The sequence below is a fragment of the Streptomyces sp. NPDC017993 genome (assembly GCF_044328065.1).
Classification (GTDB): Bacteria; Actinomycetota; Actinomycetes; order Streptomycetales; family Streptomycetaceae; genus Streptomyces.
Genome location: NZ_JBIRGO010000016.1, coordinates 129712 through 144395 on the forward strand (window position 1 = coordinate 129712; position 14684 = coordinate 144395).

Below are 14684 nucleotides of genomic sequence, written 5' to 3' on the forward strand. Positions count from 1 at the left end.
CGTTTCGCGGTTCTCTCTCCTCCACCGCGCGCCTTCACACTTCGCGCCGCCGAGCGGCGCACCCCCCTCGCATGCCCGGACCCGGGCGCCACCACGCCCTCGGCTCCGCAGTTCGACCAGCCCCCTGTCTCGTTCCTGACCCCTCCTCCCTCAGCTCCTCCTTCGCTCCGCCATTCCTTCCTTCCGTCGGCACGCTCGCAGAAGGGCGCGATATGCGCTTCGGTGTCATGACCGACCTCGCTCTCCCCCGGCACCCCACCGGCCACGGGCCGCGGCAGTGTCCCGGCCCTCGGGCATCCGGCTCCGCCTCGCCCCCGCCCGGCGCGGAGGCGGGCCGGTGACCGCCGCACCCGGGCCGCCACGCACCACCGCGGTGACGGTCCTGCACACCACCGTCTCCGACCCGCTCGCCCGGCCCCTGCTGGACGCACTCACCTACGAATACAGCACCCGCTACCAAAAGCCGGTCGACCTGAGCCAGGAGTACCCGGCCGCCGAATTCACCCCGCCACGGGGCGCGTTCCTGCTGCTCCTGGAGGACGGCAGCCCGGTCGCCGGGGGCGCGTACCGCCGCTACGACGCACGCACCGCCGAACTCAAGCGCATCTGGACCCACTCCGCGCACCGCAGGCGCGGTCTCGCCCGGCGCGTCCTCGAAGCCCTGGAACAGGACGCCGCCCAACGGGGCTACCGCCGCCTCTACCTGACGACCGGACCGCGCCAGCCGGAGGCCAAGGGCCTCTACCTCGCCGCGGGCTACCGCCCGCTGTTCGACCTGTCCGCCGCCCCGGAAACGATCGGCCCGCTGCCGTTCGAGAAGCATCTGGAGAACCCACGACCATGACCACCTCCACGCCCCGGCGCACCGCGCTGCGCGCAGCCGCTATCGTCGCCACCGCGGCCCTGGCGCTCACCGCCTGTGGCTCGGGCGACCCGTCAGCCGGCTCGCCGGCGGGCCCGGCGGCGGCCGATGCCGAGCTGCCCACCACGGATGTGGTCTCCAAGATCAAGAAGGATCCGGCCGCCGCGAAGCTGCTGCCCGCGGACGTCCGCAAGCGGGGCACCCTCTCCCTCGCCACCAGCGTCGGCGCCCCGCCCAGCGCGACCTACCTCGCCGACGGCAAGACCCTGGCCGGTCAGGACGTGGACTTCGCGGACGCGGTCGGCAAGGTCCTCGGCCTCCGGCTCAAGCGGGAGGTGGCGAGCTTCGAGGCGATCCTGCCCGCCCTGGGCAGCGGCAAATACGACCTGGGCACCGGAAATTTCGGCGTCACCGACGACCGCCGCAAGACCATCGACTTCGTCACCTACGTCAATGACGGGCAGGGCTTCGCGGTCCGCGGGGAGAGCCCACTGAAGAAGGTCACCTCGCTGCGGCAACTGTGCGGCCTGACCGTCGCCACCGGTGCGGGCACCACTTTCGAGGCGACCCTGGAGCGGAACCGGCCCCTGTGCGCGAAGGCGGGCAAGAAGCCGTACGACGTCAAGACCTACGCCGAACAGGGTGCCCTGTGGATCTCCCTGCAGCAGGGCCGCACCGACGTGGTGATGAGCACCATCAACGGGCTGCGCTACGCCGTGCAGCAGCAGAAGGGCCTGCGGTTCCTCAACGAGTTCAAGCGCCTCGACGTCGGGTTCGCGTTCAAGAAGGGCACCCCGCTGGCGCCCGCCGTTCAGGCGGCGGTCAACCGGCTGAGGAAGGACGGCACGTATGACCGCATCCTGAAGAAGTGGGGCACCGGAAAGTCGGCGATCGCCACGTCGCGGATCAGCCCGCCGGAGATCCGGTGACGGACCGTTGAACCGCCCGGCGCACCGGCGGCCCCCGGGGACCGCACTCCCGGGGCCGCCGGTGAAGGCAGCCCGCGCGCCGGCCCGTGGTGGCTCCTCGACAGCGGGCGCCGGCTTTCCGGCAGCCCCCACCCCGCCGCGCCACGGAGAAGCCCGGCAGAAGCGGAGCCGCGGAGAGTCCGGAGAACCGGAAGGGGATCCGCGTCCCTGTCAACGACCCTTCGATGAATCACTCGCCCGAACACCGGGCCACCTCGCGGGCGCGTCAACCTGAGGCACAGCCATCGACCCTGGTCCGGTGGGTGAACCTACCCGGCGGTCCGGTCCGGGCTCCGCCGACCATGTGTCGACCCCGCCGGGCGCGTAACGATCAGTCACTTCGGGCATACAGTCAGTTCCCTCTCGGGGTAAGGGACCTGACGCCACGCCACCCTCTTTGCACCAGATGTGTCACGAACCCCCCGTGCGGCGGCTATCCACTTGGCACCACCTCCGTCTCATGAACGACGATAGAGAGGCGGAATACAGAGACCGCGGGTGAGAGGAGGCGTCCATGGGATCGGTGCGCAAGGCGAGTGCCTGGCTTGGCCTCGTCGACGACAACGATGACGAGCGCTACTACGACGACGACTACGCCGAGGGACCCGAGTCCGGCGAGGCGGGCAACACCCCCTGGGTGACCGACCCGCGGGTCCGGGTGGCCGACCGGACCGCCCAGGACCAGGGCACCCGCATCGCCACGGTCACCCCGGACGGCTTCGGTGACGCCCGCGGCATCGGCGAGCTCTTCCGGGCCGGCGTCCCGGTGATCGTCAATCTGACATCCATGGAGCCCACCGACGCCAAGCGCGTGGTGGATTTCGCCGCCGGCCTGACCTTCGGGCTGCGCGGTTCGATCGAGCGGGTCGCCACCCGCGTCTTCCTGCTCACCCCCGCCGACTACCAGGTCGTCAGCGGCGAGGCCGACGGGCACCGCAACGGCGGCTTCTTCAACCAGAGCTGACGCACACCGTGCCCGGAGCACGGCTCGGTGGCCGCCCCGGGAGAAGGCAGCCGGCCGAGCCGCGCGGGGCCGGCTCCCGGAGGCGGCCGTTCCGCGCCCGCCGACGGCTCGGTGCGTGCTGCCTCGTTCCGGCGGCGACGGGGACCGGCGCGCGGGCCGGACCTTCGCTCAGCGGAAGGCGTCGAGGCCGGTCAGCGCCTTGCCGAGCACCAGCTGGTGCATCTCCACGGTGCCTTCGTAGGTGAGCACCGATTCGAGATTGGTCGCGTGCCGCATGACGGGGTACTCCAGCGAGATCCCGTTGGCGCCCAGGATGGTCCGGGCGGTGCGGCAGATCTCGATCGCCTCGCGCACGTTGTTGAGCTTGCCGAAGCTGATCTGCTCGGGGCGCAGCCATCCCGCGTCCATCCGCAGCCCGAGGTGGTGGGCGAGCAGGATCCCCTTGTGCAGCTCGACGGCCATGTCGGCGAGCTTCGCCTGCGTCAGCTGGAAGCCGCCGATGGGCCGGCCGAACTGCTCCCGGGTCCTGGAGTAGTCGAGAGCCGCCTCGAAGCTCGCGCGCGCCGCTCCCATGGAGCCCCAGACGATGCCGTAGCGGGCGTGACTCAGGCAGCTGAGGGGGCCGCGCAGGCCGGTGACGTCGGGGAGCACGGCGTCGGCCGGCAGCCGCACCTCGTCCATCACCAGCTCGCTGGTCACCGAGGCGCGCAGCGACCACTTGTGCTTGATCTCGGGGGCGGAGAAGCCGGGGGTGTCGGTGGGGACGACGAAGCCGCGGATGCCCTCGTCGGTGCCGGCCCAGACGACGGCGACGCCGGACACCGAGCCATTGGTGATCCACATCTTGCGGCCGGTGAGAACCCAGTCCGAGCCGTCCTTCTTGGCGTGGGTGCGCATCCCGGCCGGGTCGGAGCCATGGTCCGGCTCGGTCAGGCCGAAGCAGCCGATGACCTCGCCGGAAGCCATTCGCGGCAGCCACTGCTGCTTCTGCTCCTCGGAGCCGAAGCGGTGGATGGCGTACATGGCGAGCGAGCCCTGGACGGAGACCAGCGAGCGGATGCCGGAGTCGGCGGCCTCCAGCTCCAGGCAGGCCAGTCCGTACTGGACGGCGGAGGCGCCCGCACAGCCGTAGCCGGTCAGGGACATGCCGAGCGCGCCGAGGGAGCCCAGCTCGCGGGCGAGTTCGCGGATGCCGGGCAGTTCGCCGCGCTCGTACCAGTCGGCGATGTCCGGCAGGACGCGGTCGGCGGCCCACTGGCGGACGGTGCCGCGGACGGCGCGGTCCTCGTCGGTGAGCAGGTCGTCGATGCCCAGGGGGTCACGGGGATCGAACGGCGGCAGCGAGGACGACTTGGCGGACATGGCGGGCCTCCGGCGGGTTCAGCGCGCGAAAAACTAGCACTGGTAGTTATTGCGGTTCCGACGGTACGGCCACCCCGGCCCGGCGGGCAAGGGGCGCCGAAGCGTGGCGAGCCCCCGACCCGGGGCCGCAGCAGGCACCGTCGGGACGAACGCCCTAGAGATACCCACAAACCAGGCAGAGGGGACATACGGTTCGTGCCCTGTGCGCGGCACGCGGCACCCGTCAGCGGCTGGTGTTCGCCGGAGCCGGTTCGCTGTCGAGGCTGACGCCCGTGGCGTTGTCGCCCTCGGCCCGCTCCGCGGAGTCCGCGGCCCGGCGCGGCAGCCGCAGCGCGATCGCCGCCCCCACGAGCAGCAGCACCGCACTGGCGACGAGCGTGACATGCAGGCCGTGGACGAAGGACTCCCGAGCGGCATCGCGCAGCGCGGCCTTGGCCGAATCCCCCAGTCCCGAGGCGACCTTGTACGCCTCGCCCAGCGAGTGCGACGCCGCGCCGGAGGCTCCCCGGGGGACACCGTCGACATGGGACAGGCCCGGGGCGTAGGCGGCGTTCATGACGCTGCCGAGCAGTGCGACGCCGATGCCCGCACCGAGCTGGTAGGAGGTCTCCCCGATGGCGGCGGCACCGCCGGACTGTTCCGCGGGGGCCTCGCTGAGCATCGACTCGTACGCCCCGAACAGGGTGGACTGGAAGCCGAAGCCCAGCAGCACGAAGCCGAGGGAGAGCAGCCAGACGCGGTCCTGGTCGCTCATCGCGGTCAGGCAGAGCACCGCGACGGCGGTGAGGACGAAGCCGAGCGAGACCATGGCGCGCGGCCCGACGGCCTGCAACATCCGCGAGCCGGTCAGCCCGGCCGCCATGGCGGCGAAGACCAGGGGCAGCATCCGCAGGCCGGTCTCCAGCGGGCTCAGTCCGAGAACGAGCTGGAGGTACTGGACGGCGATCAGCTGGAGGCCCACCAGGGCCAGCATGGCCAGCACGATGCAGCCGACGGAGGTGCCGAACGCGGGGCGGGCGAACAGTCGCATATCGATCAGCGGGTGTACGCGCCGTCGCTGGCGGTGGACGAAGAGGACCAGCAGCAGGGTGCCGAGGACGATGGGAGCGAGGGTGGTGAGGCCGAGCACGGCCTCGCCGCTGCCGATGCGCTTGACCCCGAGAACGATGCCCAGCACGCCGAGCGCCGCGATGATGGCGCCGATCACGTCCCAGGGCCCGTTGCGCTCACCTCGCGACTCCGGCAGCAGCCAGCGGCCTATCAGCAGCATCACGGCCATCATCGGGATGTTGATGAGGAAGACCGAACCCCACCAGAAGTTCTCGACGAGGAAGCCGCCCAGAACCGGGCCGACAGCGGCGCCGACCGCCGCCACCGCGCTCCAGACGCCGATGGCGACCGCGCGCTCGCGCCGGTCGGGGAAGACCTGGCGCAGGATCGACAGCGTCGCGGGCATGATCATCGCGCCGCCGATGCCGAGCAGGGCACGCGCCACCATCAGCGTCTGCGGGTTCGGCGCGAGCGCCGCGGCGGCGGAGGCGACGCCGAAGAGGCCGTAGCCGAGGAGGAGGATCCGCCGGCGTCCCACCCGGTCGCCGAGCGTGCCGAAGAGGATCAGCAGCGACGCCGCTATCAACGGGTAGACATCGACGATCCAGAGGAGTTCCACCGGGCCCGGCCGCAGGTCCTCGGTCACCGAGGGCACCGCCACGTACAGGATCGTGGTGTCCAGCGCGACGAAGAGCAGGCTGACACAGAGCACGATCAGCACGGTCCAGCGGCTCGCGCCGCCGCCTGAGAGCCGGGGAACACCAGCCGTCCGTCCCTTGCCGGACGCGGTCGTCCCGGACATGCAGTACCTCCTGTCATGCTCTCGCGGCCGCGGAGCAGGGCGCGAAAACGCCCCGGGTGAACCGGCGGCACGGGCGAGTTGATACGTCAGACTACGCGAATCACCCGGGGCCCCGCGTGGCTCACCTCACGATGAGACGCGCATCGCAGGCCGTCGAGTTCCCTCGGCGCCGCAGGCAAAGGCGCTCCGTCCACCCTGGATAATCGTCCGGGTGAACGATCTTGCCTCGACCGCCGCCCCCGGCCGGACCGTGTGCGGCCCCGCTGTGCGGGACGCCCTGCGCCGGGCCGCGCCCGCCCTCACGGCGTACGCGGCGATCCGGCTGCTGGGCCTGGTCGTGCTCGCGGTGTGGTCGGCGGCGAACGGCAAGAGCTGGCACACGCTGCTCACCGCCCGCTGGGACGCACTCTGGTACACCCGCGTCGCCGAGCAGGGCTACGGCTACAGCGTGCAGCTGGCCAACGGCGATGTGCATTCGAACCTGGCGTTCTTCCCGCTGCTGCCCTGGCTGGAGCGGGCCCTGTCCGCCCTTCTGCCGCTGTCCGCCGCCGACGCCGGGCTGATCGTGACCTGGACGGCGTCGCTGGCGGCGGCCTGGGCGCTGTACGCGACCGGAGAGCGGCTGCACGGGCAGCGTGCGGGGGTGGCACTGGCGGCACTGTGGGCCGCCCTGCCGGTGGGCATCGTGCAGTCGATGGCCTACTCGGAGTCGCTGTTCACCGCCCTCGCGGCCTGGGGCGTGTACTGCGTACTGACCCGGCGCTGGGTCTGGGCGGGGGTGCTCGCCTCGCTGGCCGGGCTGACCCGGCCGGTGGGTGCCGCGGTTGTGGCGGCGGTGTGGGTCACCGCGGCCGTGACGGTGTGGAACGAGCGGGCCGGCGGCGTGGGACTGCGCGCGGCTCTCGGCGGCCGGCACCGGGGAATGCTGCTGGGCGTGCTGCTCGCCCCGCTCGGCTGGTGCGGCTACTTCCTGTGGGTCGGGGCCCGGCAGGGCAGCCTCACCGGCTATCTGGACGTCCAGGGCGGCTGGGGCAACGGCTTCGACGGAGGCATCGCGTTCGGCCGTTTCCTCGGGGACCTGCTGTCGGGGCCCGCCTTCGCGGCCGGGCTGGGCCTGCTCATCGGTGTCGCGCTGATCATCTGGCTGTACGTCCGCGGGGTGCGGCAGGGCCAGCCGCTGCCGCTGCTGGTCTATGGCGGCGCGGTGCTGCTGCTGGCGCTGACCGCCAAGGGGTACTTCGGTTCCAAGCCGCGGCTGATGCTGCCGGCCTACCCCCTGCTGCTGCCCCTCGCGGTGGGGCTCGCCCGCCTGCGCCCGGCACGATCGTGCCTGGTCATCGGGGTGGTCGCGGTGGGCTCGGCGCTGTACGGCGCGTTCTGGCTGAACGGCTCGGGCCCACCGTGACCGGAAGACACCCCTCCGTAAGGACGCCACGGGAAACATCCCGCGACGCCCGGGCGAATCGGGGATAAACTCCGCGAGGAAAAGCAGATAAGGCGCTCACGCCGGCGACACGCGGATGCCGCGAGGGGAATCTGAATCGCTTCGAATTCACTTCCAAATCCCCGCGTCCAAGCCCTGTTTGAGACCCATTCCACATCACATCGTCATTACAAAGCTCACAGTTTGACCAAGCAGCTACATCACACGCGGTAACGTCGATTGAGTGCGTACCGATGACAAGCTCGACCAGATGGAGGAGCGCCCGACCGATCGCGCCCGACCCCTACCACGCATGACCCGGACCCGCCTGTGGCTGTTCGGAGGCACGCTGGCGGTGTACATCGCGATCGTGGTCGGAGTGCTGGCCACTTCATGGCTGGTCACATTCGACTGGCAAGTCATGTTCTTCAAGCCGTACAAGCAATGGCCTGAGATCCATGCCTTCCTCGACTACTTCGTTGTCCTGGGGCAGCGCGGGCCGACCGCTGTGGCGGTGGCCGCCTGGCTGGGCTGGCGGTGCTGGCGCCAGCGCAACCTCCACCCGCTGCTGGTGCTGGGCGCCTCGCTGCTCCTGCTGAACGTGACCGTGGGCGCCGCCAAGCTCGGCATGAGCCGGCTCGGCCCGCACTACGCGACCACGGTCGGCTCGAACGAGATGTGGCTCGGCGGCGATATATTTCCCTCGGGTCACACCGCGAACGCCGTGGTCACCTGGGGTGTGCTGGCCTACTTGGCGACCACCCCGCTGCGCCGCCGCACCCTGTCGGTGATCGCGGCACTGGGCGCCCTGGGCGTCGGCATGACCACCGTCTACCTCGGCACCCACTGGGTCAGTGACGTACTGCTCGGCTGGGCCGCCGGACTGCTGGTGCTGCTGGCGCTGCCGTGGCTGGAGCCCGGTCTGACCTGGGTCGAGGACCGCATCATGGGCGTCCTGCTGCGCCTGTGGCTGCGACTGCGCCCCGACTCACTGCGCGGCCCGCTGCCGGTCGGCGCACTGGCCCCCGGCATCTCACGGCAGCGCGTCGGCGCGGACGGCGAGGTGCTGGTACGCGAAGCCGTCGGCGTCGGTACGGGCAGCCGCGGTGCGGCCACCCGCGCGCCGGACGGCTGGCCGCACCACCCGGCACGGCCGCACACCTCCCGCTCGGAGCGCTCACCGGTCACCCCCGCGGGCAGCCGCCGGCCACCGCACGCGGACCGCGTCCCGCGCAGCACCCCGCTGAGCCCGACGTCCGGGCGCGGCCGCAACGGGACCGGCTGACCGCCCTCCGACCGCGGGGTCGGTACGCACACCCGCTACCCCGCACCGAAGGCCCCGGCCGCTCCAGAGGGAGCCGCCGGGGCCTTCGTCGTACGCGGGGCGGTCAGCCCTGCCAGGTGCGGTGCACGACGCCGTCCTTCACCTCGAAGTTGAGCCGGCCGACGAGGTATTCCATGGTGATGATCGCGCCGGGCGGCAGCGAACGGACGGTGGTCCAGCCGCGCGCGCGGGCACGCTCCTCGGCGTCCTGCTGAGCGAGGCCGATATAGGCCTCGGTGTCGTCCTGGGGTTCGTTCGGAAGGTTCGGTTCGGGTGCCATGACTGCCACGTTAGGCGCCGCTACCGACGCACGGAAGGCCCTTCCGTCGCACACGCCGGTGCCTTCCGGGTCCGTCATTGGTCACACTTGTGTCACAGCTAAGGCTCCTGCGTTTGCGGGAACTCCCGTCACCCATACGTGCCGTGTGATGCCGCAACCGGGTGGAAAACAAAGCGGCCTGAATTCCTCCTTGATCAAATGCGAAGCGGTGTGCAGTCGGCTCGGACAACGCCGGACAGAGTTGGGAAAACAATCCACCGGCCGGTGCGCATTTCCCTTACCCGAAGCGCTTTATCGGCCAACGGGCAATTGGCCTACGAGACACACTCCACACACATTTCCCGCACATCGCCCACGGCCGCCACCGGCCTGCCGCCCCGAACGCCCCCGCCGCGGCCCCGCCCGCCCCGCGCCGCGCCCGCCGCCCACCGGGTCAACGGCGCGTCAGATCCCACCGGGGCACGGCCGGAGCGCCCCCTCGCACTCCACCCCCGACCCGAGCATCATGGCCCCGGCCCCAGTACACCCTTGAGGAACGAGGTGCGGCGGATGGGTACGGACACCGCCCGAGCGAGCATCCGGCCGACCAGGGAACGGAGCCGGGGATCGATCCTGGTCGACTGGCTGACCACGACCGACCATAAGAAGATCGGGCACCTCTACCTGATCACGTCCTTCGGCTTCTTCCTGTTCGGCGGCCTGCTGGCGCTGGTGATGCGCGCCGAACTGGCCCGCCCCGGCCTCCAGCTCGTGAGCAACGAGCAGTTCAACCAGGCGCTCACGATGCACGGCACGATCATGCTGCTGCTCTTCGCCACCCCGGCGTTCGCCGGCTTCGCGAACGAGATCATGCCCTTGCAGATCGGCTCCCCCGACGTCGCCTTCCCCCGGCTGAACATGCTCTCGTACTGGCTCTACCTCTTCGGCGCGCTGATCGTGGTGGGCAGCTTCCTGACGCCGGACGGCGGACCGGGCTACGGATGGACGGCGTACGCGCCGCTCAACTCCCCCACGCACACCCCGGGCCTCGGTGCCGATATGTGGATCATGGGCCTGGCGCTGGCCGGTTTCGGCACCATCCTCGGCGCGGTCAACTTCATCACCACGATCATCGGGATGCGGGCGCCGGGGATGACGATGTTCCGGATGCCGGTCTTCACCTGGAACGTGCTGTTCACGTCGATCCTGGTGCTGCTGGCGTTCCCGGTGCTCGCGGCCGCGCTGCTGGTGATGGAGGCGGACCGGCGCCTCGGGGCGGTGGTGTTCGAGCCCCAGTGGGGCGGTGCGCTGCTGTGGCAGCACCTGTTCTGGTTCTTCGGCCATCCCGAGGTCTACATCATCGCGCTGCCGTTCTTCGGCATCATCACGGAGATCATCCCGGTCTTCTCCCGCAAGCCGATCTTCGGTTACATCATGCTGATCGGTGCGACGATGGCCATCACCGGTCTGTCGGTGGTGGTCTGGGCGCACCACATGTTCGTGACCGGCGCGGTGCTCCTGCCGTTCTTCTCCCTGCTGTCGTTCCTGATCGCGGCACCGACCGGGGTGAAGTTCTTCAACTGGATCGGCACCATGTGGCGCGGCTCGCTGTCCTTCGAGACCCCGATGCTGTGGGCGATCGGCTTCCTGGTGAGTTTCCTGTTCGGGGGGCTCACCGGCGTCATCCTGGCCTCGCCGCCGCTGGACTTCCACGTCACCGACTCGTACTTCGTCGTCGGCCACTTCCACTACGTCGTCTTCGGGACGGTGGTCTTCGCGACCTTCGCGGGCTTCTACTTCTGGTGGCCGAAGTTCACCGGCAAGATGCTCGACGAGCGGCTCGGCAAGATCCACTTCTGGACGCTGTTCGTCGGCTTCCACACCACCTTCCTCGTCCAGCACTGGCTGGGGGTGGAAGGCATGCCGCGCCGCTACGCCGACTACCTGAGCGCCGACGGCTTCACCGCCCTGAACACCCTCTCCACCATCGGCTCGTTCCTGCTCGGCGCCTCCACGCTGCCGTTCCTCTACAACGTCTGGAAGACCACGCAGTACGGGACCAGGACGACGCTGGACGACCCCTGGGGGTACGGCCGCTCCCTGGAGTGGGCGACCTCCTCGCCGCCGCCGCGGCACAACTTCACCACCCTCCCCAAGATCCGCTCCGAGTCGCCGGCCTTCGACCTGCACCACCCGGGTATGCGCAAGCGGCCCGCCGCTATCCCAGCGCCCGGGACAACCGGTCCCTGACCTCCCGTATGCGGTCGAGCAGTTCCGGCGGCTCACGGACCTCGAAGTCGAATCCGGTCATCACGAGGTGGATCACCATCACGTCGAGGCTCTGCGCCCCGGTGCGCAGCAGACAGCTGTGCTCATCGACCGCCTCCAGGACCCCCGCCGACGGGCCGATGCGCGTCGCGGCCCGCTCCACCGGCACGTGCAGCAGGACCGTCGCCCGCTCCGCGTAGGCATGGGTGGAGACGCCCGCCGAGACGTACGCCGCGAGATCCTCCGCGGGCGGGGGACGGGGCGTGAACCGCGGGCCGTGCGGCGGGGTCGGGGTGATGCGGTCGGCGCGGTAGGTGCGCCAGTCGGCGCGGTCGACGTCCCAGGCGACGAGGTACCAGCGGCGCTGGGTGGAAACCAGCCTGTGCGGTTCGACGATGCGGCGGGTGACCGTTCCGTCGTGGGCGACGTAGTCGAAGCGCAGCCGTTGGCAGTCCCGGCAGGCGTGCGCGAGTTCGGTCAGGGTGGCGGCATCCACCCGCGGGCCGCCGGCCCGGCCGGGCATCGGGACGGTGAAGGCGTTCAGCGCGCCGACCCGGCGTCGAAGGCGGTGCGGCAGCACCTGCTCCAGCTTCGCCAGCGCGCGCACCGAGGTCTCCTCGATGCCCTCGACGCTGCCCTCCGCGGCGCTGCGCAGCCCTACCGCGACGGCCACCGCCTCCTCGTCGTCGAGCAGCAGCGGCGGCAGCTCGGCACCGGCGCCGAGCTGGTAGCCGCCTGCGGTGCCGGACGTGGAGTGCACGGGGTAGCCCAGCTCGCGCAGCCGGTCGATGTCGCGCCGGACGGTGCGCGGGGTGACGCCGAGGCGGTCGGCGAGATCCGCGCCGGACCAGTCCCGATGAGCCTGCAGGAGGGAGAGCAGGCGAAGCAGCCGTGCCGAGGTGTCCAACATGCGCCAAGTCTCGCAGCGTTCGCGGACAGGTACTGTCCGCGTGCGCGGCGCCCGGCGGCCGCACGGCCCCGCTTCGACCTACGCGGGGCGTACGGGCAGCACGAAGGGCGGTGCGAGCCCGCACCGCCGTCGTCGCATCGCGTCCGGCTACTCCTCGTCGGCCGGTCCTGCGACCCTTATCGCCAGGTCGTTGTCGAGCGTGTAGTACGGGCCGACCCTGACCTGCCCCGCCGGTGCCTGCACCGCGAGCGCCGGGTAGCTGAAGACCTGCTTCTTGTCCGCGACGTCGTCCAGGAGCCGGGCGATGCGCACCGCCCGGGCGCCCTCGGCGGGGCGCAGCCACAGATCCCATGGCTCGCTGCCGCGCTTCCAGCTCCCGGCCAGTTCCTCCAACGGCAGCGTGAAGGTGAAGTGCGCGCCGTCGACGGTCAGCGGGGCCGTGACGACGACGGGGCTGCCGGAACCGGACCTGCCGTCCGCCGGGGCGGACTGCCGGGCGCGCGCCTCGGCCCGGGCGCCGTCGGCCGGGACCGCGCCGTACAGCCGGCCGGAGACCGTCAGGCCGTCGGGCGCCACCAGGATGTCGCCGGCCTCGGCGTGCGGCCCGCGCAGCCAGCTGCGCAGCGCGAGGTTGCCGAGCTTGGTCGCGTACGGGATGCGCACGCCGAGCCGGCCAATGCCCGTCAGCGGCCGGCGGTCCACCAGCGACCGCAGGTCGTTGACACCCGGCAGCAGGCGCCGGGGGTCCTGACCGTCGCCGAGGTCGGCGTAGGCGTTCCAGCGTCCCTCGGCGAGCGCGACGGTGCTGGGCAGCACGGCACGCAGCTGCCCGGAGCCGTTCGGGCCGAGCGGCAGCCGCACCTCCTCGTCCGTCCCGTCCCTCGCGTTCTTGCCCTGGTCCTTGCCCTTGTCGGCGCCCCGCCGCCGCAGCACCAGCGCCGCGCTCCACGCGGTGGGGAGGTCCTGAGGGGCGTTCAGATCGAAGGTCAGCCCGCCGGCGGAGTCCGCGATGCAGTCGGCCTTCAACACCTCGGGGACCCGGGCCGCGCTCATGTCCTCGCCTGCCGTGGCGGCGCGGGCCGCCTCGCCGCCCTGCCCCGCCGGTCCGGTGGCACCGGATCCCGCGGCCGCCGGCCCCGCCGATGTCTGGTCGATGTCCGCGTGCTCCTTCGCCTGGTGTCCGCTCGCGGGGAGCTGTGTCGACGCGTTCATACCGTCCGCACCCCTCTCAGCGCGGCGCGGGCCGCGTCCTTGGTGGCGTAAGCGCCGCTCAACAGTGCTCCTCGGGTGCGATGAAGGGTGCCGCTCAAGCGGCTGCCCCGTCTTTGCGCCAGCAGGTCGCCGAAGAGCGATTCGTAGCGCTCGGCGACCGTGGCGGGATCGAAGCGGGCGGACGCGGCGAGTGCCGCGCCGCCCATCCGCTTGCGGGCGGCGTCGTCGTTGATCAGTTCCAGCAGCGAGCCCGCCAGCGCCTCGGGATCGCCGACCGGCACCAGCTTGCCGTCCACCCCGTCGCTGATGATCTCGCCGGGGCCGTGCGGGCAGTCCGTGGCGACGACCGGCAGGCCGCTGCGCATGGCCTCCACGATCGTCATCCCGAACGATTCGAGGCTGGAGGAGACGGCGGCGATGGAACCCTTGGCCCACTCGGGCTCAAGGGGGTTGGCCGGCCCCATCAGGAAGACGTTGTTGTACAGGCCGAGTTCGTCGATCAGGCCGCGCAGAGCGGCCTTCTCGGCGCCGCCGCCGTAGATCCGCAGCCGCCAGTCGGGCCGCTCGGCGGCGACCCGGGCGAAGGCGCGGATGAGGATGTCGTAGCGCTTGACCCGGGCGAGCCGGCCGGCCGCGACGACCCACTTGCCGCTGCCGTCGGCCGGCTCCAGGCCCGGCGCGGGCACGCTGTTGGGCACCGCCTCGACGCGGACTCCCGGCAGCCGCAGCGTACGGCGGTAGGCGCGGGCATCGGCCTCGGTGACGGTGGTGACCGCGTCCAGCCGCGGATAGGCGCTGCGCAGCGCCAACTTGAGCGCCCGGCTGTGGGTGTCGAGGGTGAGGTGCTCCTGGCCGATGCGGACCGGGCCCCGGCGCGCCTGCTTGGCGATGTGCACGTTGAGACCCGGCCTGGTGCCCACCACGACATCCGCCTCGATCCCGCTGAGATGCTGGGCGATCCGGCGGTCGGTGAGCCGGCTGTACTGGCCGAAGCGGCCCTCGGCGGACGGGAAGACCTTGGCGGGGCGGGCGTACGCGGGGTCGGTGCCGTCGTAGGTGGGGCTGCTCTCCCGGATGTCGACGAGGTGACGCAGCGTCACCCGCGGTCCGAGCGAGAACACCGGCGCGTCGCGGTGCCGCAGCACCGACACTATCTCCACGTCGTGGCGCTCGGAGAGCGTACGGGCGAGGTTGAACGTGGTCCTGATCGTCCCCCCGATGCCGTATGCATTGTGAATCAGGAATGAGATGTGCATCCGTCCCCCGTGTCCCCTGGTCTT

Annotated in this window: 12 protein-coding genes; 6 read left to right on the forward strand and 6 right to left on the reverse strand. The window is 71.3% G+C overall.

Annotated features, from left to right (window positions below; all coding sequences use genetic code 11):
- Window positions 1-337: 337 nt before the first annotated feature.
- The 3 genes from ACH4FH_RS27445 (at window position 338) to ACH4FH_RS27455 (ending at window position 2794) form a co-directional block, all read left to right on the forward strand.
- The gene (locus tag ACH4FH_RS27445) at window positions 338-844 is read left to right on the forward strand and encodes a GNAT family N-acetyltransferase (RefSeq protein ID WP_398558587.1); all 507 of its coding nucleotides are present in this window, start codon (window positions 338-340) and stop codon (window positions 842-844) included.
- Window positions 841-1791 (forward strand): ABC transporter substrate-binding protein, encoded by a 951-nt coding sequence (locus ACH4FH_RS27450; RefSeq protein ID WP_398558588.1) that lies wholly within the window; start codon window positions 841-843, stop codon window positions 1789-1791. Before ACH4FH_RS27445 ends, ACH4FH_RS27450 begins: the two co-directional genes overlap by 4 nt.
- A 553-nt stretch (window positions 1792-2344) precedes the next feature.
- Window positions 2345-2794, forward strand: a complete 450-nt coding sequence (locus ACH4FH_RS27455; RefSeq protein ID WP_398558589.1) for a cell division protein SepF — start codon at window positions 2345-2347, stop codon at window positions 2792-2794.
- A gap of 168 nt (window positions 2795-2962) precedes the next feature.
- Here ACH4FH_RS27455 and ACH4FH_RS27460 read toward each other — a convergent pair whose 3' ends face one another.
- The gene (locus tag ACH4FH_RS27460; RefSeq protein ID WP_398558590.1) at window positions 2963-4156 is read right to left on the reverse strand and encodes an acyl-CoA dehydrogenase family protein; all 1194 of its coding nucleotides are present in this window, start codon (window positions 4154-4156) and stop codon (window positions 2963-2965) included.
- Window positions 4157-4379: 223 nt separating this feature from the next.
- Window positions 4380-6008, reverse strand: a complete 1629-nt coding sequence (locus tag ACH4FH_RS27465) for an MFS transporter (protein WP_398558591.1) — start codon at window positions 6006-6008, stop codon at window positions 4380-4382.
- Between the two features lie 211 nt (window positions 6009-6219).
- On the opposite strand from ACH4FH_RS27465, the gene ACH4FH_RS27470 reads away from it, so the two are divergent.
- The gene (locus tag ACH4FH_RS27470; RefSeq protein ID WP_398558592.1) at window positions 6220-7413 is read left to right on the forward strand and encodes a hypothetical protein; all 1194 of its coding nucleotides are present in this window, start codon (window positions 6220-6222) and stop codon (window positions 7411-7413) included.
- A gap of 262 nt (window positions 7414-7675) precedes the next feature.
- Window positions 7676-8716: a phosphatase PAP2 family protein gene (locus ACH4FH_RS27475; protein WP_398558593.1), complete on the forward strand. Its 1041-nt coding sequence runs from the start codon at window positions 7676-7678 to the stop codon at window positions 8714-8716.
- A 103-nt stretch (window positions 8717-8819) separates the two neighbouring features.
- Here the strand turns inward: ACH4FH_RS27475 and ACH4FH_RS27480 are convergent, their stop codons facing one another.
- The gene (locus ACH4FH_RS27480; protein ID WP_393894473.1) at window positions 8820-9035 is read right to left on the reverse strand and encodes an I78 family peptidase inhibitor; all 216 of its coding nucleotides are present in this window, start codon (window positions 9033-9035) and stop codon (window positions 8820-8822) included.
- 549 nt (window positions 9036-9584) lie between these two features.
- Between ACH4FH_RS27480 and ctaD the strand changes: the two genes are divergently transcribed.
- Window positions 9585-11264, forward strand: coding sequence for a cytochrome c oxidase subunit I (ctaD, locus tag ACH4FH_RS27485; protein WP_398558594.1), 1680 nt, complete (start codon window positions 9585-9587; stop codon window positions 11262-11264).
- On the opposite strand, the gene ACH4FH_RS27490 is transcribed toward ctaD, so the two are convergent.
- From ACH4FH_RS27490 to ACH4FH_RS27500, 3 genes are all read right to left on the reverse strand, one after another.
- Entirely contained in the window at window positions 11233-12192 is a 960-nt protein-coding gene (locus tag ACH4FH_RS27490; RefSeq protein WP_398558595.1) for a helix-turn-helix transcriptional regulator, read from the reverse strand. The two genes, ctaD and ACH4FH_RS27490, sit on opposite strands and share 32 nt — an antisense overlap.
- Window positions 12193-12339: 147 nt before the next feature.
- Complete coding sequence (locus tag ACH4FH_RS27495) at window positions 12340-13404, reverse strand: hypothetical protein (RefSeq protein ID WP_398558596.1); 1065 nt, start codon at window positions 13402-13404, stop codon at window positions 12340-12342.
- Window positions 13401-14660 (reverse strand): glycosyltransferase family 4 protein, encoded by a 1260-nt coding sequence (locus ACH4FH_RS27500; RefSeq protein ID WP_398558597.1) that lies wholly within the window; start codon window positions 14658-14660, stop codon window positions 13401-13403. Before ACH4FH_RS27500 ends, ACH4FH_RS27495 begins: the two co-directional genes overlap by 4 nt.
- Window positions 14661-14684 lie beyond the last annotated feature (24 nt).